This window comes from Rhizobium sp. B230/85 (genome assembly GCF_019355735.1).
Classification (GTDB): Bacteria; Pseudomonadota; Alphaproteobacteria; order Rhizobiales; family Rhizobiaceae; genus Rhizobium; species Rhizobium rhododendri.
In genome coordinates this window covers 542,072-564,760 of sequence record NZ_CP072156.1, presented here as the reverse complement: position 1 = coordinate 564,760, position 22,689 = coordinate 542,072, and the positions used below count along the sequence as shown (strand labels likewise).

General features: G+C 61.7%; 22 protein-coding genes. 21 read left to right on the top strand and 1 reads right to left on the bottom strand.

What is annotated here, in order from left to right:
• Nucleotides 1–83 precede the first annotated feature (83 nt).
• The 14 genes from phnG to phnN all read left to right on the top strand — a co-directional run bounded on the left by phnG (nt 84) and on the right by phnN (nt 12,387).
• The gene (gene phnG / locus J5289_RS02675) at nt 84–563 is read left to right on the top strand and encodes a phosphonate C-P lyase system protein PhnG (RefSeq protein ID WP_209182377.1); all 480 of its coding nucleotides are present in this window, start codon (nt 84–86) and stop codon (nt 561–563) included.
• Nucleotides 560–1,165, top strand: coding sequence for a phosphonate C-P lyase system protein PhnH (gene phnH, locus J5289_RS02670; RefSeq protein ID WP_209182375.1), 606 nt, complete (start codon nt 560–562; stop codon nt 1,163–1,165). The genes phnG and phnH overlap by 4 nt, the downstream gene beginning before the upstream one ends.
• A 3-nt stretch (nt 1,166–1,168) precedes the next feature.
• Entirely contained in the window at nt 1,169–2,278 is a 1,110-nt protein-coding gene (locus J5289_RS02665; RefSeq protein ID WP_209182373.1) for a carbon-phosphorus lyase complex subunit PhnI, read from the top strand.
• On the top strand, nt 2,275–3,156 hold the full coding sequence (locus J5289_RS02660) for an alpha-D-ribose 1-methylphosphonate 5-phosphate C-P-lyase PhnJ (RefSeq protein WP_142830078.1): 882 nt from the start codon (nt 2,275–2,277) through the stop codon (nt 3,154–3,156). Before J5289_RS02665 ends, J5289_RS02660 begins: the two co-directional genes overlap by 4 nt.
• 49 nt (nt 3,157–3,205) lie before the next feature.
• Nucleotides 3,206–3,982, top strand: a complete 777-nt coding sequence (phnK, locus tag J5289_RS02655; protein WP_111215949.1) for a phosphonate C-P lyase system protein PhnK — start codon at nt 3,206–3,208, stop codon at nt 3,980–3,982.
• 12 nt (nt 3,983–3,994) lie between these two features.
• The gene (phnL, locus tag J5289_RS02650) at nt 3,995–4,714 is read left to right on the top strand and encodes a phosphonate C-P lyase system protein PhnL (protein WP_209182371.1); all 720 of its coding nucleotides are present in this window, start codon (nt 3,995–3,997) and stop codon (nt 4,712–4,714) included.
• Between the two features lie 78 nt (nt 4,715–4,792).
• The gene (locus tag J5289_RS02645) at nt 4,793–5,410 is read left to right on the top strand and encodes a DapH/DapD/GlmU-related protein (RefSeq protein ID WP_142830074.1); all 618 of its coding nucleotides are present in this window, start codon (nt 4,793–4,795) and stop codon (nt 5,408–5,410) included.
• Nucleotides 5,411–5,566: 156 nt separating this feature from the next.
• On the top strand, nt 5,567–6,421 hold the full coding sequence (phnC, locus tag J5289_RS02640; RefSeq protein ID WP_111215946.1) for a phosphonate ABC transporter ATP-binding protein: 855 nt from the start codon (nt 5,567–5,569) through the stop codon (nt 6,419–6,421).
• Nucleotides 6,422–6,510: 89 nt separating this feature from the next.
• Entirely contained in the window at nt 6,511–7,419 is a 909-nt protein-coding gene (gene phnD / locus J5289_RS02635) for a phosphonate ABC transporter substrate-binding protein (protein WP_111215945.1), read from the top strand.
• A 78-nt stretch (nt 7,420–7,497) separates the two neighbouring features.
• Nucleotides 7,498–8,463, top strand: coding sequence for a phosphonate ABC transporter, permease protein PhnE (gene phnE, locus J5289_RS02630; RefSeq protein WP_209182369.1), 966 nt, complete (start codon nt 7,498–7,500; stop codon nt 8,461–8,463).
• Nucleotides 8,464–8,470: 7 nt separating this feature from the next.
• Nucleotides 8,471–9,814: a phosphonate ABC transporter, permease protein PhnE gene (gene phnE, locus J5289_RS02625; protein ID WP_209182366.1), complete on the top strand. Its 1,344-nt coding sequence runs from the start codon at nt 8,471–8,473 to the stop codon at nt 9,812–9,814.
• Nucleotides 9,815–9,936: 122 nt separating this feature from the next.
• Nucleotides 9,937–10,632 (top strand): DUF1045 domain-containing protein, encoded by a 696-nt coding sequence (locus tag J5289_RS02620; protein WP_209182364.1) that lies wholly within the window; start codon nt 9,937–9,939, stop codon nt 10,630–10,632.
• Nucleotides 10,633–10,645: 13 nt separating this feature from the next.
• Nucleotides 10,646–11,785 carry an alpha-D-ribose 1-methylphosphonate 5-triphosphate diphosphatase gene (locus J5289_RS02615; RefSeq protein ID WP_142830062.1) on the top strand — a complete coding sequence of 380 codons (1,140 nt, stop codon included), beginning with the start codon at nt 10,646–10,648 and terminating at the stop codon, nt 11,783–11,785.
• Entirely contained in the window at nt 11,785–12,387 is a 603-nt protein-coding gene (phnN, locus tag J5289_RS02610) for a phosphonate metabolism protein/1,5-bisphosphokinase (PRPP-forming) PhnN (RefSeq protein WP_247748939.1), read from the top strand. Before J5289_RS02615 ends, phnN begins: the two co-directional genes overlap by 1 nt.
• 17 nt (nt 12,388–12,404) lie before the next feature.
• Here the strand turns inward: phnN and polA are convergent, their stop codons facing one another.
• Nucleotides 12,405–15,398: a DNA polymerase I gene (gene polA / locus J5289_RS02605; RefSeq protein ID WP_209182448.1), complete on the bottom strand. Its 2,994-nt coding sequence runs from the start codon at nt 15,396–15,398 to the stop codon at nt 12,405–12,407.
• Nucleotides 15,399–15,798: 400 nt separating this feature from the next.
• Here polA and J5289_RS02600 point away from each other — a divergent pair, with 400 nt between their 5' ends.
• The 7 genes from J5289_RS02600 to J5289_RS02570 all read left to right on the top strand — a co-directional run bounded on the left by J5289_RS02600 (nt 15,799) and on the right by J5289_RS02570 (nt 22,686).
• Complete coding sequence (locus J5289_RS02600) at nt 15,799–16,230, top strand: MarR family winged helix-turn-helix transcriptional regulator (RefSeq protein ID WP_209182362.1); 432 nt, start codon at nt 15,799–15,801, stop codon at nt 16,228–16,230.
• 119 nt (nt 16,231–16,349) lie between these two features.
• A complete protein-coding gene (locus tag J5289_RS02595; RefSeq protein WP_209182360.1) occupies nt 16,350–17,738 on the top strand; it encodes a M20/M25/M40 family metallo-hydrolase in 1,389 nt (462 codons plus the stop codon).
• Between the two features lie 159 nt (nt 17,739–17,897).
• On the top strand, nt 17,898–18,965 hold the full coding sequence (locus tag J5289_RS02590) for a LacI family DNA-binding transcriptional regulator (RefSeq protein ID WP_202617172.1): 1,068 nt from the start codon (nt 17,898–17,900) through the stop codon (nt 18,963–18,965).
• A complete protein-coding gene (locus J5289_RS02585; protein ID WP_142830054.1) occupies nt 18,962–19,984 on the top strand; it encodes an ABC transporter substrate-binding protein in 1,023 nt (340 codons plus the stop codon). The genes J5289_RS02590 and J5289_RS02585 overlap by 4 nt, the downstream gene beginning before the upstream one ends.
• Before the next feature lie 74 nt (nt 19,985–20,058).
• The gene (locus tag J5289_RS02580; protein ID WP_209182357.1) at nt 20,059–20,889 is read left to right on the top strand and encodes an ABC transporter permease; all 831 of its coding nucleotides are present in this window, start codon (nt 20,059–20,061) and stop codon (nt 20,887–20,889) included.
• Nucleotides 20,886–21,665, top strand: a complete 780-nt coding sequence (locus J5289_RS02575) for an ABC transporter permease (protein ID WP_209182355.1) — start codon at nt 20,886–20,888, stop codon at nt 21,663–21,665. The genes J5289_RS02580 and J5289_RS02575 overlap by 4 nt, the downstream gene beginning before the upstream one ends.
• Nucleotides 21,658–22,686, top strand: coding sequence for an ABC transporter ATP-binding protein (locus tag J5289_RS02570; protein ID WP_209182352.1), 1,029 nt, complete (start codon nt 21,658–21,660; stop codon nt 22,684–22,686). The genes J5289_RS02575 and J5289_RS02570 overlap by 8 nt, the downstream gene beginning before the upstream one ends.
• Nucleotides 22,687–22,689: the final 3 nt, after the last annotated feature.

Below are 22,689 nucleotides of genomic sequence, written 5' to 3'. Positions count from 1 at the left end.
GTCACACGCTTGTCATCCCGCGCCCTTAAAGCTACAAATAGCTTGTATGGTTGTCTATATCAATAGACATTTGGAGACGAGAGATGAATTCGGCGCAAAGACACGAGGCGGCCGCCCGGGAACTCCGCACCCGCAAGCGCGTCACGGACCTGCTGGCCAAGGCGGAAGGCGAAGAGCTGGAAGCCGTCTGGGAAACACTGGCCCAAAAGCCGGTGGCAACTGCAGTGCGCGGGCCCGAAACCGGGCTTGTGATGGTCCGCGGTCGCATCGGCGGCGGCGGCGCCATGTTCAACCTTGGCGAAGTAACCGTCACGCGGGCGACGTTCAGGCTCCCCTCCGGGACCGTCGGTCATGCACAGGCGCTCGGCACCGACATGGAGCGGGCGCGGCTGGCAGCGATCTTCGACGCCTTGTGGCAGGAGCCCGATACGAGGGATTTCGTCGAGCAGGCGATCCTGACGCCTGTTGCGGAGCGAATTGCAGCGGCCGACCACCAAAAGGCGGCGGAAACTGCAGCAACGCGCGTCGATTTCTTCACCATGGTGCGCGGAGAAGATCAATGAGCGTCAATCCCGACACATTCAGCGGCGGCTTTGCCAACCCGGTTTTCGAAAGCCAGAGCGTCTTCAAGGCGATCATGGACGGCATGGCGCGCCCCGGCACGATCCAGACGATCGGCCCGGAGATTGCCCCACCCGCTCCGCTTGGTATTGCTGCGGGCGCAATTGCGCTGACGCTCTGCGATCACGAGACGCCCGTCTGGCTGTCGGCATCCCTCGCACGGTCTGCGCTGCCAGCCTGGCTGGCCTTCAACACGGGCGCTTCGCTCGGAGACAAGCTGGAAGCGCGCTTTGTCTTCCTGGAGGACGGCACGATGCTGTCGTCTTTCAGCCAGTTCGCATCGGGCAGCCAGGAATATCCGGATCGCTCGGCAACCATCGTGCTGGAAGTCAAGGCTCTGGAGGGCGGACGACCGCTCGCTCTTTCCGGGCCAGGCATCAGGGGAATCGCGACGATTGCACCTATCGGTCTTCCCGAGAGCTTCCTGCGGCTCTGGAATGACAACCGCGCCATTTTCCCGCGCGGCGCCGATATCGTCCTGACAGCGGGCAAGCATTTCGTCTGCCTGCCGCGTACGACCAAAATCACTGCAACGGAGATCTGACCGATGTATGTTGCCGTCAAGGGTGGCGAAGCCGCCATCGCCAATGCCCACCGGCTGCTCGCCGACCGCCGTCGAGGTGACCGCACGCTGCCGGCCATCGGCATAGACCAGATCGTCGCGCAGCTTTCGCTCGCCGTCGATCGCGTCATGGCCGAAGCCTCGCTCTACGACCGGACCCTGGCAGCGCTGGCCGTCCGCCAGTCGCGCGGCGACATGATCGAGGCGATCTTCATCCTGCGCGCCTACCGCACGACGCTGCCGCGTTTTGGCTATTCACAGCCGATCGATACCGCCGCGATGAAGATAGAGCGGCGTATTTCGGCGACCTACAAGGATCTGCCGGGCGGCCAGTTGCTCGGGCCTACCTTCGACTACACCCATCGCCTGCTCGATCCCTCGCTGCTGGGAGACGAAGCAGTCGAGCAAGGCGCGCAGCGCCAGGCCGAAGATGACCGCGTCATGCGGGTATCGGAAATCCTTGCGGAAGAAGGCCTGATCGAAGCAGATGGCGACATGCCGGAAGACCACGAGACCGGCGACCTGACGCGCGAGCCCATGGAATTCCCGATGACGCGCGACCTTCGGCTGCAGGCCCTGGCACGCGGCGACGAGGGCTTTCTGCTGGCGCTCGGCTATTCCACCCAGCGTGGATATGGCCGCAACCATCCGTTCACCGGCGAGATCCGCATCGGCGAGGTCGAGGTCGAACTCGACGTGCCGGAACTCGGCTTCGCGGTCTCGCTCGGCACCATCCAGGTCACGGAATGCCAGATGGTCAACCAGTTCAAGGGATCGGCCAAGGCGCCGCCGCAGTTTACGCGCGGGTACGGCCTCGTGTTCGGCCAGAGCGAGCGCAAGGCGATGGCCATGTCGCTGGTCGACCGGGCGCTGAGGGCCGAGGAACTCGGCGAGGACGTGACCGCACCGGCGCAGGACGAGGAATTCGTCATCTCGCATTCCGACAATGTCCAGGCTACCGGCTTCGTCGAGCATCTCAAGCTGCCGCACTATGTCGACTTCCAGGCTGAGCTCGATCTCGTCCGCCGCATGCGCAGCGATTTTGAAAAGGCACGCAAGGCCGGCCAGGAACCCCTTCAGGAGGCTGCCGAATGAGCGCACTTGCAACGTACAACTTTGCCTATCTCGACGAACAGACCAAACGGATGATCCGCCGCGCCATCCTCAAGGCGATTGCGATCCCCGGCTACCAGGTGCCGTTCGCCTCGCGCGAAATGCCGATGCCCTATGGCTGGGGCACCGGCGGCGTGCAGGTGACGGCGTCGATCATCGGCCCTGACGACGTTCTCAAGGTCATCGACCAGGGCGCAGACGACACGACCAATGCCGTGTCGATCCGAGCCTTCTTCCAGAAGGTCGCCAATGTTGCCGTCACTACCCGCACCAGCGAAGCGACGATCATCCAGACCCGCCACCGCATTCCTGAAGAGAAACTCGGACCCAATCAGGTGCTGGTCTACCAGGTGCCGCAGCCGGAGCCATTGCGCTTCCTGGAGCCGCGCGAGACCGAGACGCGCAAGATGCATGCGCTGGAAGAATACGGCCTGATGCACGTCAAGCTCTACGAGGACATCGCCCGAAACGGCCGGATTGCCACGACCTATGCCTATCCGGTCAAGGTTCAGGGCCGCTATGTCATGGACCCGTCGCCGACGCCGAAGTTCGACAACCCGAAAATGCACCAGTCGGAAGCCTTGCAGCTATTCGGCGCCGGTCGCGAGAAGCGGATCTATGCCGTGCCGCCCTATACCGACGTGGTCAGCCTCGACTTCGAGGATCATCCCTTCGAGATCCAGAGCTTCGACAAGCCCTGCGCACTGTGCGGCGCGGAGGACGTTTACCTTGACGAGGTCATCCTCGACGACAAGGGCGGGCGGATGTTCGTCTGCTCCGACACCGACCATTGCGAGGATCGCCGGGCCCATGGGCATGTCGGCGAGATGCTGGCACCCGCCAAGGAGGCCGCGGAATGAGGCACTCTCTTTTCCCTGCACATAGAAGCGACGCTGCGGAGGTAAAGCCATGACCGAGACGCCACTCCTCAGGGTAAAGGACATCTCGAAATTCTATGGGAGCCGCATCGGCTGCCGCAATGTCTCGTTCGACCTCTGGCCGGGCGAAGTGCTTGCCATCGTCGGGGAATCCGGTTCCGGCAAGACGACGTTGCTGAACTGCCTATCGACCCGACTGATGCCGACCACCGGTAGCATCGAGTACCACATGCGCGACGGGCAATACCGCGAGCTCTTCCATATGAACGAGGCCGAGCGGCGCTTCCTGATGCGCACCGACTGGGGTTTTGTGCACCAGAACCCGGCCGATGGACTTCGCATGACGGTTTCAGCCGGGGCTAATGTCGGCGAGCGGCTGATGGCCGTCGGCGATCGCCACTACGGCAATATCCGCGCGACCGCCATTGACTGGCTCGGACGCGTCGAGATCAATGCCGACCGCATCGACGACCAGCCGCGCGCTTTTTCCGGCGGCATGCGCCAGCGCCTGCAGATTGCCCGTAACTTGGTGACCTCGCCCCGCCTGGTCTTCATGGACGAGCCGACCGGTGGTCTGGACGTCTCCGTGCAGGCCCGCCTGCTCGATCTCGTGCGCGGCCTCGTCCAGGATCTCGGCCTCTCTGCAATCGTAGTCACCCACGATCTCGCCGTCGCGCGGCTGCTCTCGCACCGGATGATGGTGATGAAGGACGGCAATGTCATCGAGCACGGCCTGACCGACCGCGTGCTGGACGATCCGCAGGAGCCCTACACGCAACTGCTCGTATCCTCGATCCTGCAAGTCTAGGGAAAGAACGTCATGGCAACCCCTCTCGTCGTCTCCGAAGTTTTCAAAAGCTTCGTCATGCATCTGCGCGACGGCATTCGCCTGCCTGTTGTCGCCGACGTCTCGTTCTCGGTCGCCGCCGGGGAGTGCGTCGTGCTCGGCGGTCCATCGGGCATCGGCAAAAGCTCGCTGCTGAAAATGACCTACGGCAACTACGCCGTCGATGGTGGCCAGATCCTCGTCGTCCACAAGGGCCGCATCGTCGACCTTGCGACCGCGGATCCCCGCACCGTCATCGACGTGCGCCGCCACACGATGGGTTATGTCAGCCAGTTCTTGCGCACCGTACCACGCGTCGCCGCCATCGATGTCGTCGCGGAACCGCTGACGGCGCGTGGCGAAAGCCACATCGTGGCCCGGGAACGGGCCGCAGAACTGCTATCGCGGCTCAACCTGCCCGAGGAACTATGGCAGCTGCCGCCGGCGACATTTTCCGGTGGCGAGCAACAGCGCGTCAACGTTGCCCGCGGCTTCATCACCGATCACGCGATCCTGTTGCTCGATGAGCCGACGGCATCGCTCGACGCGCGCAACCGCGCTGTCGTCGTGGAGTTGATCGCCGCCAAGAAGAAGGCCGGCGTGGCCTTGCTCGGCATCTTCCATGACGATGAGGTTCGGGCTGCTGTCGCCGACCGCATCCTCGATGTCAGTGCGTTCTCGCCACGCATATCCCGCGTTCCGGCCGAGGCCTGAACTTTGCCAATCCAACGAGAAACCTATGGCGCCGCAGACCTGCGGCGTGAAGGTGAAACTGCGCCCGGAGACATTGAGATGACCAGGAAAATTGGCGAGCAGCCCTCTATCGATCCGACGGCGCGCGTCAGCCAGTCGACCCTCGGACGCTATACCGAGGTGTCCGAGCGCTGCCGGCTCGATGAGGTCGATATGGGCGACTATTCCTATATCATGCAGGATGGTGCAGTCTGGTGCACGACCATTGGCAAATTCGTCAATATCGCCGCCGCCGTGCGCATCAACGCGACCAACCATCCGACATGGCGCGCCACCCTTCACCATTTCACCTACCGTGCCAAGGACTACTGGCCGGATGCCGACCTGGAAACCGACTTCTTCGCCTGGCGCCGTGAGAACCGCGTCGTCATCGGCAACGACGTCTGGATCGGCCATGGCGCGACTGTGCTTCCCGGCGTGAAGGTCGGAAACGGTGCCGTGATCGGCGCCGGAGCAGTGGTTTCGAAAGACGTCGCGCCCTACACAATCGTCGGTGGGGTGCCCGCCAAACTGATCCGCGAGCGATTTTCAAAGGCTGTCGGCGAGCGGATGGATGCCTTGGCCTGGTGGGATTGGGACCACAACCGGCTGCGCACTGCGCTGGAGGATTTCCGTGCCCTTTCAGGCGAGGATTTTCTTAGCCGCTACGGTGGCTGAAGGACGCCTCCGACGGGATTTGTGACAGCAGTTACACAAATCTGACATCGGAGGTTCATCAACCTTCGGTAAGCATTTCAACCGATAGGCGCGTTCAGACGCGCCTTTTTTGAAAGCTTCACACATGACGTGTGTCGTCGCGAAAAGAGAGACCAGATGTTCGAACTCAGGGATGTAACCCGCACTTTCGGAAACAAGATCGCTGTCGATTCCGTGACGCTGGACATCCCGCAGGGCCAAATGGTCGGCATCATCGGTCGATCGGGCGCCGGCAAGTCGACGCTGCTGCGCATGATAAACCATCTCGCACTTCCCTCGTCGGGCTCCATCCATTTCGCCGGCGCCGAGGTTTCGGCATTTCGCGGCAAGGCCCTGCGCAACTGGCAGCGCGACTGCGCGATGATCTTCCAGCAGTTCAATCTCGTGCCCCGCCTCGATGTACTCACCAACGTCATGCTCGGGCGGCTCAACCACCGGCCGACGGCACTCAGCCTGCTCAATATCTTCACCCGCGAAGAGCGCATCGATGCCATCATGGCGCTAGAGCGTCTCGGTATCGAGCAGACGGCAATGCAGATGGCAGGCACCCTTTCCGGCGGCCAGCAGCAGCGTGTGGCAATTGCCCGGGCACTGATGCAGAAGCCCAAGATGCTGCTTGCCGACGAGCCGATCGCTTCCCTCGATCCTCTGAATGCGAAGATCGTCATGGATGCGCTGCGCGACATCAACGAGCGCGACGGTATTACGGTCATCACCAACCTGCATACGCTGGATACAGCCCGCAATTATTGTGAGCGCATCATCGGCATGGCGTCCGGCCGCGTCGTCTTCGACGGTCCGCCTTCAGCGCTGACCGCCGACGCGGTCAATGCCATCTACGGCACCGATCGGGATGGCGCGGGCATCGACGAGACGATGACGTCGACGAGCATCAATACTGCCAGCTTGCCTGCTGCAAGCGTGGCTCAGCAATCTGCCGGCGCCTCGCCGCTGGCACTGGCCGGTCTCTGAGGGAGAGACCGGGATCGAAGGCCCACGTCACGGGTGCATCCATTCAGACCGAACATCCGGGGACACCGGTTAATCAGGAGACGAAACCCATGTTGAAGAAGACACTTCTTGCAGCCACGGCGATCCTTTCGCTCGTCGGCCAGGCAGCATCCGCAGCCGACCTCAAGGAATTCCGCGTCGGCATTCTCGGCGGCGAGAACGAAGCCGACCGTCTACGCAACTACGCCTGCCTTGCCGACCATCTCAAGGAAACCTTCGGTTTTGAAAAGGTCTCGCTGTTCCCGGCTGCCGATTATGACGGCGTTATCCAAGGCCTGCTGGGCGGCACGCTCGATTTCGCAGAACTCGGCGCCTCCGGTTATGCCGCGACCTTCATCAAGGATCCGAAGGCCGTCACCCCTATCCTGACGACTCAGCAGGCCGACGGCGCGACCGGCTACTACTCCATCGGTCTGGCCCTGAAGTCCTCCGGCATCAAGACCATCATGGACGCCAAGGGCAAGAAGCTCGGCTACGCCGACCCGGACTCCACCTCCGGCTACCTCGTTCCGCTGACACAGATCCCGAAGACCACGGGCGTTCCGAACGACAAGTTCTTCGGTTCGACGCAGTTCAACGGCGGCCACGAGAACAACCTGCTCGCAGCCTATGACGGTAAGGTCGATGTTGCAGTCGACGATTCCTCCGGCATTGGCAACTTCAAGGACGGCTACACCTCCGGCACCTTCCGCAAGGAAGTCAACAAGGGCGCTGTCGACCCGAACAAGCTGGTTGAAGTCTGGCGTTCGCCGCTGATCCCGAACGGCCCGCTGGTCGTTTCCAACAAGCTCGGCACTGAATGGCAGACCAAGCTGGCCGACTTCTTCACCCAGCTCCCGACCAAGGACAAGAAGTGCTTCGACGCCATCGAAGGCGGCGACTTCAAGGGCTACGTTCCTGTCAAGGCCGACTTCTACAACGCAATCGTTGAAGTCCGCAAAGCAGCTATCGGCGGCTGATCCGAGATCACTGAAGGCGGCCGGTCCCACCGGCCGCCTTTTTGACGTGCCTGAACTCCGTCCGACGAGCAGCGTTTCATGACCCTAGCCGACACCCATTCGCAGATGCCAACGGCGCAGCAGATCGGCGACAGCTGGGCGAGGCAGGTCGCGCGCCGGCGGGTCTACACGATTTTCGGACTTCTGGTGCTGCTGGCGGCCTTCGTCTCGTCGATGCAATTTGCCAATGACAGCAATGCCGGACACTTCTTCGAGCGCCTGCCGCATCTCTTCGACTTCGTCAGCTGGCTGGTTCCGAAAGACTGGAACGACGTCTGGCGCGCCCTCTTCGACATAGCCAGCCCCAACGATCCGGGAACGGGCGGCGAGGAGTTCAATTTCCCGCGCGGTCGCGTCTATGTCTTCGGCGATTTCTATATCCCCGAATACTTCGAACTGATGCTCATCACCATCAACGTGGCGCTGGTGTCGACGATCATCGGCTTCATCTTTGCCCTGCCACTGTCGTTCATCGCATCACGCAACCTGACGCCGTCGAAGCCTTTGCGGATCGTCGTCAAGCGCGTCATGGAGGTGCTCAGGGCCTTTCCGGAAATTGTCATTGCCGGGCTGTTTGCCGCAATCATCTCGATAGGGCCGGTCTCGGCCATCATCGCCGTCGGCCTTCACTCGATTGGCGCGCTGGGCAAGCTGTTCTATGAGACAATCGAAAACGCCGACATGCGGGCCGATGAAGGCATCCGCTCGGTCGGTGCCAGCTGGAGCGAGCGGGTACGGTTTGCGACCCTGCCGCAGGTCCTGCCTAACTTCATGTCCTATACCCTGCTGCGGGTGGAGATTAACGTCCGGGCCTCGACGATCATCGGCGCCGTCGGCGGCGGCGGCATCGGCGAGGAGCTGAAGCTCTCCATCTCGCGCGGCTTCGGCGCCAAGACGATGGCGCTGATCCTGCTGCTCTTCGTCACCATTCTCGCCGTCGACCAGTTCTCCGCCTGGCTGCGCAAGCGGCTTGTTGGCGAACACGCCTTCCTGCTGCATCACTGAGGCTCCCATGACGCTGACCGACGCAAGCCATGCGGCATCCATAGAAGAGCGCTTTCCGCAAGCCTTCAACCCGCCCTTCCGCAAGCGCTTCGGCGGCCTCCTGGTGGTGATCGGGCTGCTGCTCTACGCCCTCTATTCCGTCTGGTTCTTCCAGCTGCCGAAGATCCTCGGCGACGCTCACTGGGACCGGGTCGGCATCTTTCTCAGCCAGTGGGTCAGCTACGACGTGCAGCCGGAGTTTCGGCTCTCCGGAGATCAGGTGGCGCCGCATTATCCGCGCTTTTCGCCGCTCGGCGACGATCCGCATCCGGATTGGGTAAAGGCCAACGCCGACGGCAGCACGACGGTAGAGGTTGCCGGCAAGGCCAAGATGATCGAGATTACCAAGACGGAGGTGACAGTCGTTGCCAACGGCGAACGGGTCGCAGTATCGCTTGTAAGCGGCCAGCCGAAGGTTATTGGCCCTGTGCCTGCCTGGATGACCGTCTATGACGACAACGTGCTTGCCGACCTCGGCTTTGCCGGTGACGTCAGCATCGACAACGACCGGGTCAAGATCCGGAAGCGCTTTCTAGGCTGGCCGAACTTCATCTTCGACACGAGCTCGAAGTTTTTCGAGAAATCACCTTCCGAAGTCGCAACCCTGTTGTTCAGCGGTCCGCCGCTGGTCAAAGGCCAGTCCAACTGGTCGCTGGCATTCGACGATTTCTGGAACAACAACCAGTGGCAGCACGGCGATGTGCTGACGAAGCTGCTGCAGACGATCGTCATGGCATTCCTGGGCACGCTGCTCGGCGCCATCGTTTCCTTTCCGCTGGCTTTTCTGGCGGCGCGCAACATCACATCGAGCCGCATCGTCAACCACATATTCAAGCGTTTCTTCGACTTCCTGCGGTCTATGGACATGCTGATCTGGGCGCTGTTTTTCACGCGGGCCTTCGGACCGGGGCCGCTGGCAGGCAGCGCGGCGATCTTCTTTACCGAGACCGGTACGCTCGGCAAGATCTACGCCGAAGCGCTGGAGAACATCGACGACAAGCCACGCGAAGGCATCCAGTCGACCGGCGCATCTGAAATGCTGGTGCAGCGCTACGGCGTGATGCCGCAGATCGTGCCGATCATCGTCAGCCAGACGCTCTACCAGTGGGAATCGAATGTACGCGGTGCGACGATCATCGGGGCGGTCGGTGCCGGCGGTATCGGCCTCAAGCTCTGGGAGGCGATGCGCACCAACAAGAACTGGGAAAACGTCGCTTACATGGTGCTTCTGACGCTTGCCGTAGTCATGATCTTCGATGCCGCCTCCAACGCCTTGCGGAGCCGGCTCATGGGAACCCGGAACGAGCGATAAAGACGGCATACCGCGCGTTTGATCATCATTCTGTCACGGAAATCTTTTAGCGCAGAACCATCTTGCCGTCGGTCGAGAAATCACGTCACTGTGCGCTCCCCGCATGACCCAAGGATGGCCACTTGCGCTACGCCCTCTACTTCACGCCGCCGCATGACGATCCGCTGACGACGGCTGCCAGCCGCTGGCTTGGCCGCGATGCGTTTACCGGCGAGACGTTTCCTGCAGCAGATGCCGGTGATATCCACGCGGACGAGCGACTGGCGATAACGGAAGATCCGCGCCGCTACGGTTTTCATGCCACGCTGAAGGCGCCTTTCGAGCTTGCCAGCTCTGTCACCGAGCGCGATCTTCTGGAAGTGGCTGCCGAATTTGCTGCGAAAACGCCGGCGTTCACTCTGCCGGAGCTTGTTCTCGGCCAGCTTGGGCGTTTCTTTGCGCTGGTGCCGGGCGATCTGTATCCGACGCTGCAGGATTTCTCCGCCGACGTCGTGCGCTCGTTCGAGCCCTTCCGCGCCGCGTTGTCGGAGGCAGATATTGCCCGCCGCACGCCTGAACAGCTCGATGACGCCCACCGCGCCAATCTGCTTCGCTGGGGCTATCCCTATGTCATGGAGCAGTTTCGTTTCCACATGACCCTGACCGGCCAGGTGTCGCCCGAGCGCCAGGATGCGTTCAGAACCGTGCTTCAGAATAAATTTGCCGATTATGTCGGCCGCCCCCTTCCTATCTCCGGCCTCGCCATCTTCGTCGAAGAGACGCGCGGCGCACCATTTACCGTCCGCGCCTGGTTACCCCTCGCCCACGCTGCAAGCTGAAAGACCGTCTGACATGTCCCAGGAAACCATCCTCTCCAATGCCCGCATCATTCTCGAAGACCAGATCGTGTCGGGCACAGTGATCATCCGCGACGGCAAGATCGCCGAGATCTCCGAGGGAGCGTCCGCTGTCGGAGAGGATTTCGAGGGCGATTATCTGATGCCAGGCCTTGTGGAACTGCATACCGACCATCTGGAGTCCCATTACTCGCCGCGGCCCGGCGTGCGCTGGAACAAGACGGCGGCCATACAGGCGCACGATGCGCAGATCGTCACCTCGGGCATAACCACCGTGTTCGACTGCCTGCGCATGGGCTCCGACGAGGATGACGGCTTCGACCACGGCGAGATGCGCGACATGGCCGATGCCATCGAGGCGGCACAGAACGACGGCCGGCTGCGCGCCGACCATCTGATCCATCTGCGCTGCGAGGTGTCTTCGCAAAACGTACTCGAGCATTTTGCCGACTTCCAGCAAGACAACGCGGTTCGCCTTGTGTCGCTGATGGATCATGCGCCCGGCCAGCGACAGTTCCAGACGATGGACAAGTACATCTTCTACTACCAGAAGAAGCGCGGCCTGACCGATGAGGCCTTTGCGGTGTTCATTGCAAAGCGCCTCGAGGAGTCGGCCAAGTATTCGACGCCGCACCGCGACGCCATCACCAAGATCTGCCACGAGCGCGGCATCACCATTGCCAGCCATGATGATGCGACGCTCGAGCATGTCGATGAAGCCGTTGCCTATGGTGTCCGTCTGGCAGAGTTTCCGACCAGCGTCGAGGCCGCCAAGGCCTCGCATGCTGCCGGCATGAGCGTGTTGATGGGAGCGCCGAATATCGTCCGCGGCATGTCGCATTCCGGCAATATCGCCGCACGGGACCTGGCAGAACTCGGCGTACTCGACGTGCTGTCGTCGGATTACGTGCCGTTCAGCCTGCTGCATGCACCGTTCATACTGGCCGACGAGGTCGAGTCGATCTCGCTGCCGAAGGCGATTGCGATGGTGACGGCAACCCCTGCCCGCACCGTCAGCCTCGACGACCGGGGCCGCATCGCGGTCGGACTGCGCGCAGACCTCGTGCGAGTGCGCCGCGATACCGGCGTGCCTGTGACACGCGCGATTTGGCGCGAAGGACGAAGGGTCGCCTGATGGCCGAGCTTGAGGCCAATCCGCAGACCGGAAATGCCGCGCCGACCGCAACAGGCATGATGGTGGTGGTGGTCGGCCCAAGCGGCGCCGGCAAGGACACGCTGATCGGCCGCGCCGCAGAATATTTTGACGGACGGACGGATGTGCACTTTGCGAGACGCGTCATCACACGCGGCGCCGACGCGGGTGGCGAGGACCATGTCAGCGTCTCCGAGGGCGGGTTCGACGCGATGGAAAGGGCCGGCAGCTTTGCCATATCCTGGGATGCACACGGCCTGAAATACGGGATCCCGGCCGCCGTTCGCCAGGAACTGGCACAGGGCAACATCGTCATCGCCAACGGCTCGCGGTCGGTACTCGATCGCTTCAAGGCGGCCTTCCCGAGACTGACGATCATCAACGTCACAGCCCGGCCGGAGGTACTGGCAGAGCGTCTGGAAGCGCGGGGACGTGAAACCCGTGCGGACATCCTGAAGCGCCTGGAACGCGGATCGCTGACCGTACAAGGCGACTTCGATGTCGTCACCATCGACAACAGCGGCACGCTGGATTCAGCGACGCATGCGATGATCGATGCGCTCGAGGCGATACTCCGCGGCTGACGGCGGGTCCGGTTCTACTAGTGGGCTTCGTCCCAGTTGTCGGCAGCACGCGCATCGACCTTAAGCGGCACGCTCATCTCGACAGCCGGCATGGCAGCATTTTCCATGACGGAGACGATGACCGGCTGGGTCCGCTCGACATCGCCATCCTCCACTTCGAAAATCAATTCGTCATGGACCTGCAGCAGCATGCGGACGCGCTCGCCGAGCCCGGCTTCAGCCAATGCCGGCTCAATCTGGATCATAGCACGCCTGATAACGTCTGCGGCCGAGCCCTGGATTGGCGCGTTGATGGCGGCGCGTTCGTTGAAAGCGCGCATCGAAGGATTGGACGAGCGAATTTCCGGATAATGGATGCGGCGGCCGAAGATGGTCTCGACATAGCCCTTGTCACGGGCATAGGCCTTGGTGGCCTCCATATAGTCCTTGATGCCGGGGAAGCGCTCGAAGTAGCGCTTGATGTATTCACCGGCCTCGGAGCGCTCGATTGAAAGCTGGTTGGCAAGGCCGAAGGCCGAGATGCCGTAAATGATGCCGAAGTTGATCGCCTTGGCGCGACGGCGCACGTCCGACGGCATGCCCTCGACCGGCACACCGAACATCTCCGAGGCCGTCATCGCATGGATGTCCACGCCGTCGGAAAACGCCTGGGTCAGCTGCGGAATGTTGGCGACATGGGCCAACACACGCAGCTCGATCTGGCTGTAATCGGCCGACAGCAGCTTGTGGCCGGGTGTCGAAACGAAAGCCGTGCGGATCTTGCGGCCTTCGACGGTGCGCACCGGAATATTTTGCAGGTTCGGCTCGGACGAGGATAGCCGGCCGGTGGTGGTCGCGGCCAGCGAGTAGGATGTGTGGACGCGTTTGGTCAGGGGGTGGATGTAGCCTGGCAGCGCGTCGGTGTAGGTCGACTTCAGCTTGGTCAACTGGCGCCAGTCGACAATCTTGCGCGGCAGCGGCAGGCCCTCGGCGGCCAGATCCTCGAGCACGCTTGCCGAGGTGGACCACTGTCCGGTCTTGGTCTTGCCGCCACCGGCAAGGCCCATCTTCCCGAACAGGATATCGCCGAGCTGCTTGGGCGAGCCGATGTTGAAGCGCTCGCCGGCCAGTTCATAGATCTCGTCCTCGAAGGCTGCCGCCTTCTGGGCAAGTTCGCCGGAGAGCCGTGACAGGATCTGGCGATCGACGGTGATGCCGCGCTCTTCCATGCGGGCGAGCACCGGCACGAGCGGCCGCTCCAGGCGCTCATAGACCGAGGTCAGTTTCTGCGCGGCGAGGCGCGGCTTCAGCACCATCCACAGCCGCAGCGTCACATCGGCATCCTCGGCGGCATAGGCCGTGGCCTTGTCGATGGCGACACGGTCGAAGGTGACGAGCGACTTGCCGCTGCCGGCGACATCCTTGAAGGCGATGGGCTTGTGCCCGAGCCAGCGCTCGGACAGCGTGTCCATGCCATGGGTCGTGGCACCGGCATCGAGCACGTAGGACATCAGCATGGTGTCGTCAAACCCCCGGGTGATGATGCCATAGCGCTTCATCAGCAGGTAATCGTATTTGAGGTTCTGGGCTACCTTGAGGACGGACGGGTCCTCCAGCAGTCCCTTCAGCAGGGCCAGTGCATCGTCCATGGGTATCTGGTCCGGCGCCAGCTTGACGCCGTCGCTGAACAGATCCTCGCTGCCGGTCTTGTGGGCAAGCGGCACATACGCGGCGTGGATGGTGAGGCCCGACGCATCGGCGGGATCGGCGTAGGCAAGCGAGAAACCGACCAGATCCGCCTGCATGACATCGATCGAGGTGGTCTCGGTATCGAAGGCGACCAGGCCGGTTTCGCGACAGGCGGCAATCCTGTTCGAGAGCGTTGGGAGGTCTCGGATGGTGACATAGGCAGAGGCATCGAGTTTGGCGGCGGCGAAACTTTCTGCCCGGCTCCTGGCAAGATCGGTAGGCGTTGCACCCCGATGCGGCGCCTCGACTGCCAGCGGATCGGTCGGCGACGACTTGATCGTCTCCTCGGAGCGCTCCCCCTCGGTGGCGGAGGCGAGCGTGTCCATGTCGGGGCCGTGAGCCTCGGCAACGAGCTCGACCGCGACGACCGCCGCCTCGATGCCAGCAGCATTCGCGCCGGTCGCATCGGCGACGCGGCGGGTCAGCGAGGTGAATTCCATGGCCTTCAGGAAGGCGATGAGTTTCGGGCCATCCTGGGGCTCGAGTGTCAGATCCTCGAGGGGTACGTCGAGCGGTACGTCGGTGCGCAGTTCGACCAGCTGGCGCGACAGCCGTGCGAGATCGGCATTGGCAATGATACTTTCGCGGCGTTTCTGCTGCTTGATCTCGCCGGCCCGCGACAGCAGCGTTTCGAGATCGCCGAATTCTTCCAGAAGCTGGGCTGCGGTCTTCGGACCGATCCCCGGAATGCCCGGCACGTTGTCGGTGGAATCACCGGTCAGCGCCTGCAGGTCGATCATCTTTTCAGGCGCGACGCCCCATTTCTCGACGACATCGGGAATGCCGATCTGCTTGTCCTTCATGGCATCGTACATATGCACGTTGGGCGTCACCAACTGCATCAGGTCCTTGTCGGACGAGATGATGGTGACATCGGCGCCGGTGGCTTCTGCCAGCCGCGCATAGGTGGCGATAATGTCGTCGGCTTCGAAACCTTCAGTTTCGATGCACGGAAGATTAAAGGCGCGGGTCGCCTCGCGGATCAGACCGAACTGCGGCACCAGGTCCTCGGGCGGCGCCGAGCGGTTGGCTTTGTAGAGATGGTATAGATCGTTGCGGAACGTCTTTGAGGAATAGTCAAAGATAACGGCAAAATGGGTGGGCGTTACCCCGACATCGGTGTTGCGCGCGTCACGCAGCAACTTCCACAGCATGTTGCAAAATCCCGACACGGCATTCACCGGCAAACCATCGGATTTGCGGTTGAGCGGCGGAATGGCGTGGAAGGCGCGGAAAATGAAGCCCGAGCCATCGACGAGGAAGAGATGATCACCATTTTTCATGCCGAAATGGATAGCCTGCGGCATGCCCGAGGTCCAGACCGCGTTGCCTGCTTTTCGCTAAGGGATGCAGTGCCCGGCGTCACCGAAACGTTACCGATTTGTAACGGCCCCGGCGAGACCATTCCCTTGAAAAGCCGCATTTGAATTAGCATTTCTCTCTCACCGGCGCTTAACAAACGTCGCGGGTCTGGTCGCTGGCATGTCCCCTGCCGCATCAGACTTGGACAAAGGCCTTACCCCCTCTCCGGGCCTTTGTCCCTATTTTTAGCCGCCATGGTTTCCCTCCAGGCCATGGCGGCTTTTTCCATCAAAGCAGGTAGTGCAGCAACCCGCCCGTCTATGGCCCGTCGCACGCGAATTACGCGTTGTTTCGGCTTGAAATAGCGCATAAGCACACGTCATGGGATATAGTCGAACAGACTCCGCAGCCTACCTTGCGAGCCGGCTTGCAAAGGGTTTCAGTCGCTCCTTGCAACAGCGAGCGGCAGGAATCGGCTTCTCTCCCGGACAGTTTCCAATCCTGGTCGAATTGTGGGCCGAGGATGGCCTGACGCAGAAGCAACTGCTGGAGCGCGTCGACATCGAACAGGCCACGATGGCAAACACGCTTTCGCGGATGGAGCGCGATCAACTGATCGAGCGCAAGCCTCATCCTTCCGACAAGCGGGCTCAGCTCGTCTACCTGACGGAAAAGGGATCTGCCATGCAGCAAGACGCGGTCGATGCAGCCATGGCTGCAGACCAGGATCTCTTCAAAGGTTTCAGGGTCTTCGAGCGTGAGTTGCTGCTGGAATATATTCGGCGCGTCCTCGACAATGCCAAGCGCCTCTAGCGGCGATCGCAGTTCTTTAACATTTCACCGACCGCCACGATCTAACACACAGCCGATTTCGGCTCGAAACACCCCCCGCTTTGGTCTATCGTCTCTCCAAATCGGAAGAAGGACCATCCATGACTGCCATATCCCCCATTCTCGACCGCGCCGACCAGAACCTGCCCACCAGCCTCGACAAGCTGTTCGAACTGCTCAGGATCAAGTCGATTTCCACCGATCCTGCCTTCAAGCCGGAATGCCGCAAGGCGGCAGAGTGGCTGACGGCCTATCTGGTATCGATCGGCTTCGAAGCCTCGGTTCGCGATACTCCCGGCCATCCGATGGTCGTCGCGCACCATGCAGGCGCCAGTGCCGATGCGCCGCACCTGCTGTTCTACGGTCACTACGACGTGCAGCCAGTCGATCCGATCGAGCTCTGGGAGAACGACCCTTTCTCGCCAGCCATCAAGGAGATCGGCAATGGTCGCAAGGTCATCACCGGTCGTGGCACGTCGGACGACAAAGGCCAGCTGATGACCTTCGTTGAAGCCTGCCGGGCGTACAAGGACATCAACGGCGCGCTTCCATGCCGCATCACCATCCTGTTCGAAGGCGAAGAGGAATCAGGCTCGCCATCGCTGAAACCTTTCCTCGAGGCCAATGCCGCAGAACTGACGGCAGACTACGCGCTCGTCTGTGATACCGGCATGTGGGATGCTGAAACGCCGGCAATTGCCGCCGGCCTTCGCGGATTGGTCGGCGATGAGATCGTCGTAACGGCAGCAGACCGCGATCTGCATTCCGGCATGTTCGGCGGACTTGCCGCAAATCCGATCCATATCCTCGCCGACATCGTCGCCGGCCTGCATGACGCAACCGGCAGGGTCACGCTTCCGGGCTTCTACGACGGCGTCAACGAGACGCCTGCCGATATCAAGGCAAGCTGGGAAAAGCTCGACGCCTCGGCGGAAAAGCTGCTCGGTGAAATCGGACTGTCGATCCCATCAGGCGAAAAGGGGCGCTCCGCTCTGGAACTGACCTGGGCGCGTCCGACAGCAGAGGTCAACGGCATCACCGGTGGCTATACGGGCGACGGCTTCAAGACCGTCATCGCCTCGAAGGCATCCGCCAAGATATCCTTCCGGCTGGTCGGCGACCAGAACCCGGCAGCCATCCGCGACAGTTTCCGCGCTTATGTAAAGTCGAAGATCCCGGCCGATTGCTCCGTTGAATTTCACGGTCACGGCGGGTCTCCGGGCATTCAACTATCTTATGAATCGGCGCTGCTCAACAAGGCGAAGGCAGCCCTCTCTGACGAGTGGCCGAAGCCTGCTGTCGTCATCGGCATGGGCGGCTCCATTCCCATCGTCGGCGATTTCCAGAAGATGCTCGGCATGGAGTCGTTGCTGGTCGGGTTCGGCCTGAACGACGACCGTATTCATTCGCCGAACGAGAAGTATGAGCTCGCCTCCTATCACAAGGGCATACGCTCCTGGATCCGGATCCTCGACGCCCTGGCGGCATAACAATAAAGCCGGCAAGCAGGATGCGACCACTTCGCGGCTTGCTTGCCGGCGTCACGACCATCATAAATGACTGCAGGGCCAAGATTCGATTCGACAAATCAAATCAGGTGGTATATCGATTGATTAAACGATTAACCATTTATTGTGATGTCATTGGCTATCAACCGTTCCGGACCTAATCTCAGCCGCATCGCGGCATCGCTCGGTGTTTCCGTCGCCAGCGTCTCCAATGCTCTTTCCGGCAAAGGCCGGGTGTCTGCCGAACTCGGCGACCGTATACGGGCGACCGCAGCGGCCCTCGGTTATGTGCCGAGCCAGGCAGGGCGGGCGTTGCGGACCGGCAGAAGCGCGGTGCTCGGCCTTGTCCTGCCCGATATCGCCAATCCGCTCTTCCCGCAAATCGCCCAGGCTATGGAATACGCTGCCTCGGTTGCCGGCTACGGCATGCTGATCGCCGATTCACGTGGCGATATCGGCCACCAGACCGACGCTATCAATCGTCTGCTGGAGCGCGGCGTGGATGGCATGATCATTGTCCCCCGGCGCGGCACCCGGATTGCGGACATCGGCTGTCCGGTAGCCGTCATCGATACGCCATCGACGCCGGGCAACACCGTCTCTGCTGATCACTGGCAGGGCGGAGTACAGGTGGCGCAACATCTGTATGAACTCGGGCATCGCAAGATCATATTGCTGGGTAACAACCCCGCCTCCAACGTCCAGAACGACCGCATCGGCGGCCTGAAATCGGCATTCGACGCGAGCGTCACCACGGGCGTCATGTGGATCGAAAAGATCGAAGCCGAGCATGGCGCAGGCTGCATGCTGGGGCTTGCGGAAAAAGTCAGACAAGGGTTCACCGCCTTTGCCGCCATCTCGGATCTCGCTGCGCTGCGGGCCCTGACGGAATTGCAGCAGGCAGGCATATCCGTGCCGGATAGCGTCAGCGTCACCGGCTTCGACGACCTGATCTGGTCCTCGGTTGTCACGCCCGGCATAACGACGATGCGTATGGACATGCCGGCTATCGCAAAAATTGCCGTCGGCGCGCTCGTCGACGTCATCGAAATGGGCGCCCGCGACCAATCTTTGGCAGAAGAGACCCCGCACGCCAGCCGCATCGTCACCGCGGCGGTTTCACGGGTACCGATGCGGCTTATAGCACGTCAGTCCTCCGGTCCTCCCGGACCGGCGATGCAGGAACCCGGTGGAGATCCCGTCCCATGAATTGGCTGCTGAGCACGTCCATCGCGGTTTGTTGCCTTTTTCCACTGACAGCAGGCGCTGCGGACAAGACGCTGACGATCTCCGTCTATGCGTTTGCCCAGGACGACTACAGGAAGCTGGTCTACGATCCATTCGAAGCGAAATGCGGCTGCAAGCTGGTCGTGGAGACCGGCAACAGCGTCGAGCGGCTGGCAAAAATGGAGGCGAACAAGGCCCATCCGGTGATCGACATGGCAGTCGTCTCGATGGCCGATGCGCTACAGGCGTCTCGCGCAGGTCTCACAGACAAGATCGATACGTCAAGGCTTTCCAATTTCGACAAGCTCTACGACATCGCCAAGGACCCGAACGGCGACAGTATGAGCGTCGGCTACACCTTCTACGCCACGTCCATCGCCTATCGCCCCGATAAAATGAAGATCACGTCCTGGGCCGATCTCCTGAAGCCCGAATATGTGGGCCATATTGCCTTCCCGAATGTGACGACCAACCAGGGACCGCCAGCGCTCTACATGCTGGGCGAGGCAATGGGCAAGAACACGCCGGATCTCAAAGCGCCGATTGCTGCGATCGGTGAAAATAAAGACGACATCGTTACCTTCTACGAAAAGTCCTCGCAACTGGTGCAACTTATGCAGCAGGAGGAAATCTGGGCAGCGCCGATCGGTCGCTTTTCCTGGGCCGGCTTTACCAAGCTCGATGTCCCCGTTGCCTGGGCCGACCCCAAGGAGGGCCAAACAGGTGGCATGAATGTCATGATCCTGACCAAAGGTTCGAAGAACCGGGATCTAGCGTTGCAGTTCATGGATTTCTGGCTTTCGACGGATGTGCAGACCGCGCTTGGCCAGAAGCTGGTCGACAGCCCTGCCAACAAGGAGGTCAAGCTGCCGGCTGACATCACCAGCAACCTGACCTTTGGCGAAGACACCGCCAGGAGCCTCAAGCTCATCCCCTCCGCTCTGGCGCTCGACGAGCGAGAGGCCTGGGTGAAGGAATGGAACGAGACGGTTGGCCAGTAAGCTGCCGGTGCGGAATATCCGAATCCAGCACCGCGGATATCGTTCAGACGACACTGCCTGCGGGAAAGATCTGCATGTTCCAGAATAGAACCGAGGGCCTCGCGCTGGCGCTTCCGGCAGCACTGTTTGCGGCAGTGGTTTTCCTGGTGCCGGTCATCCTGCTTTTGTCTGAGGGGTTTCACGCGCCCGATGGGGCGTGGTCGATCGGCGCCTACACGGCATTTTTCTCCGAGGCGCTCAATCGTACCGTCTTCCTGCGCACGCTACGCCTCGGGCTCGAGGTCACGGCCGTTTCTGCGGTCATCGGCTATGCCGGCGCATTTGCCATCGTCAACCTACCGCCGAAGAGCAAGGGTCGCATGGTCGGCCTTGTCGTGCTGCCATTGATGATTTCACCGGTTGCCCGCACCTATGCCTGGATCGTCATCCTCGGGCGCACCGGCATCGTCAACGAGGCGCTGATCGGGCTGCATGTGATAGACACCCCGTTCCGCATTCTCTTCAGCGAGACCGCAGTTTTTCTCGGCCTGCTGCAATTGTTCCTGCCCCTGATGATCCTGTCGCTGATCAGTGCGCTTGAAAACATGCCGAAAGATGCGATCGCCGCGGCGCGAGTGCTCGGTGCAAACTGGCTGCAGGTGTTCTGGAAAGTTATCCTGCCGCTCACCCGCGAGGGACTGGTGATCGGCGGCACGCTGGTTTTCACCGGTTCGCTGACGGCCTATATCACGCCTGCGATCCTTGGTGGCTCCAAGGTGCTGATGCTGGAAACGCTGCTCTACCAGCGGGTCACGGTTTCCAGCGATTTCGTCTCGGCGAGCGTCATCGCCTTCATCCTCATCGTCATGAGCTTCGGCGCCAATCTGCTGCTGAAGCGCGTGGCAACCGCGAGGAGCCGCATATGAGCCGCCGGCTGTTTTCACCGATTGCCCTGTCTTTGCTGCTGGTCTTCCTGATCGGGCCGTTCGTCATCATTGTTGCCGCCTCGCTTTCAGCCGGCGAGACGCTGGCTTTTCCGCCGCAGGGCCTCTCGCTGCGTTGGGTGGAAAAAGTCTTCACCGTTGACAGCTTTCGCGCCAGCTTTGCCATGTCCATGCTGCTTGCGGTCGGCGGCACCCTGTGTGCGCTGGTCCTGGGCGTGCCGGCCGCCTATGCGCTCTCCCGCTACAGGCTGCCGTTTGCCGAGACCATCCGCACGGTCGTGTCAGCGCCCATCATCGTACCAGGCATCATCGTCGGGCTCTCCATCCTACGGTATCTCGTCGTGCCCTTCGGCTTCAGCATTACCGCCGCGCTGTTCTGCGCCCATACGGCGCTGGTGCTGCCCTATGCCGTGCGCGTCGTCTCGGCCAGCCTCGACAACCTGCGGTCCGACATCGAGGAAGCCGCAGTGCTGCTCGGTTCTTCGCGGCCGGGCGCCTTCTTCCGCGTTGTGCTGCCGAATATACGCGGTGGCGTGCTGGCGGCGTTTATCCTCGGGTTTGTTACCAGCTTCAATCAGGTGCCGGTGTCGCTGTTTCTGTCGGGCCCCGGAATCCAGACCCTGCCGATCAACATGCTCGGCTACATGGAGACGACCTACGATCCCTCCGTGGCCGCTCTTTCGGCGCTGCTCGCCTTCCTGTCGATCGGCATCGTCTTTCTGGCCGAGCGCTTTCTAGGATTTTCCCGCTATGTCTGACGCCTCCTATCTCACGCTCCAGAAGCTGACGCTTGCCTACGGCAGCACCGTTGCCGTCAGGGATCTGGACCTGACGATCGGTCGGGGGGAACTGGTGGCGCTGCTCGGCCCGTCCGGCTGCGGCAAGACGACGACGATGCGCGCAATCGCCGGACTGCTGACGCCCTCCTCAGGCAAGATCAGCCTAGACGGTGTCGACATCACCCGTGTTTCCGCCAATAAACGGGCAGTCGGCCTGGTCTTCCAGTCCTATGCCCTCTTTCCGCATCTTTCCGTCTACGAGAACATCGCCTTCGGATTGCGCCTCAAGGGCCTGCGCGGCGGCGACCTAGATGCGCGCGTAGGCGCTGGCCTGACGTCTGTGGGCCTTGGCGATTTCTCGCGCCGGAAACCAGGGGAACTGTCGGGCGGCCAGCAACAGCGCGTAGCGTTGGCACGCTCGATGGTGATGGAGCCTAAAGTGCTGCTGCTCGACGAGCCGCTCTCCAACCTCGATGCACGTCTCAGGTTGGAAATGCGCACCGAACTGCAGCGGGTCCAGAAGGAGACCGGCGTGACGATGATTTTCGTCACCCATGACCAAGTGGAGGCGCTGGCGCTAGCCGACAGGATCGTGGTCATGCGGAATGGCGCAATCGAGCAGATCGGTACGCCGGAGGAGATCTATAACCGACCAGTCTCCGCCTTCGTTGCCGACTTCGTCGGATTCGAGAACATCTTTCCCACCGAGAGCACCGGGATGAAAGCGGCCGGTGGCGCCGTGCCGCTGTCTCAACCCGTGCCACGAGGTGCTGCGGGGCTCGCCTGGCGTCCGCGTGCGGTCACGCTCGGCGTCGGTCCGTTTCAAGGCATCGTCCGGGGCACGTCCTTTGCCGGAAACACACGCGAGTACCTGCTCGACACGCCGCTCGGTCCCATCAAGGCCGAAGTCGGAGCAGCCCTGGCTGCGCAGCCGATGGGCAGCGAGCTTGCATTCGATCTGCCGGTCGATGCGGCAGCGGTGCTGGAAAGGTTCGGGTGAAAC

Excerpts from the sequence above, each read along its gene's own strand:
- phnH (WP_209182375.1), top strand. The coding sequence starts at position 560 with ATGAGCGTCAATCCCGACACATTCAGCGGCGGCTTTGCCAACCCGGTT.
- phnE (WP_209182369.1), top strand. The coding sequence starts at position 7,498 with ATGACCCTAGCCGACACCCATTCGCAGATGCCAACGGCGCAGCAGATC.
- J5289_RS02665 (WP_209182373.1), top strand. The coding sequence starts at position 1,169 with ATGTATGTTGCCGTCAAGGGTGGCGAAGCCGCCATCGCCAATGCCCAC.
- phnG (WP_209182377.1), top strand. The coding sequence starts at position 84 with ATGAATTCGGCGCAAAGACACGAGGCGGCCGCCCGGGAACTCCGCACC.
- J5289_RS02595 (WP_209182360.1), top strand. The coding sequence starts at position 16,350 with ATGACTGCCATATCCCCCATTCTCGACCGCGCCGACCAGAACCTGCCC.
- phnN (WP_247748939.1), top strand. The coding sequence starts at position 11,785 with ATGGCCGAGCTTGAGGCCAATCCGCAGACCGGAAATGCCGCGCCGACC.
- J5289_RS02570 (WP_209182352.1), top strand. The coding sequence starts at position 21,658 with ATGTCTGACGCCTCCTATCTCACGCTCCAGAAGCTGACGCTTGCCTAC.
- J5289_RS02645 (WP_142830074.1), top strand. The coding sequence starts at position 4,793 with ATGACCAGGAAAATTGGCGAGCAGCCCTCTATCGATCCGACGGCGCGC.
- phnL (WP_209182371.1), top strand. The coding sequence starts at position 3,995 with ATGGCAACCCCTCTCGTCGTCTCCGAAGTTTTCAAAAGCTTCGTCATG.
- J5289_RS02600 (WP_209182362.1), top strand. The coding sequence starts at position 15,799 with ATGGGATATAGTCGAACAGACTCCGCAGCCTACCTTGCGAGCCGGCTT.
- J5289_RS02575 (WP_209182355.1), top strand. The coding sequence starts at position 20,886 with ATGAGCCGCCGGCTGTTTTCACCGATTGCCCTGTCTTTGCTGCTGGTC.
- phnE (WP_209182366.1), top strand. The coding sequence starts at position 8,471 with ATGACGCTGACCGACGCAAGCCATGCGGCATCCATAGAAGAGCGCTTT.
- J5289_RS02580 (WP_209182357.1), top strand. The coding sequence starts at position 20,059 with ATGTTCCAGAATAGAACCGAGGGCCTCGCGCTGGCGCTTCCGGCAGCA.
- phnK (WP_111215949.1), top strand. The coding sequence starts at position 3,206 with ATGACCGAGACGCCACTCCTCAGGGTAAAGGACATCTCGAAATTCTAT.
- J5289_RS02615 (WP_142830062.1), top strand. The coding sequence starts at position 10,646 with ATGTCCCAGGAAACCATCCTCTCCAATGCCCGCATCATTCTCGAAGAC.
- phnD (WP_111215945.1), top strand. The coding sequence starts at position 6,511 with ATGTTGAAGAAGACACTTCTTGCAGCCACGGCGATCCTTTCGCTCGTC.
- J5289_RS02660 (WP_142830078.1), top strand. The coding sequence starts at position 2,275 with ATGAGCGCACTTGCAACGTACAACTTTGCCTATCTCGACGAACAGACC.
- J5289_RS02585 (WP_142830054.1), top strand. The coding sequence starts at position 18,962 with ATGAATTGGCTGCTGAGCACGTCCATCGCGGTTTGTTGCCTTTTTCCA.
- phnC (WP_111215946.1), top strand. The coding sequence starts at position 5,567 with ATGTTCGAACTCAGGGATGTAACCCGCACTTTCGGAAACAAGATCGCT.
- polA (WP_209182448.1), bottom strand. The coding sequence starts at position 15,398 with ATGAAAAATGGTGATCATCTCTTCCTCGTCGATGGCTCGGGCTTCATT.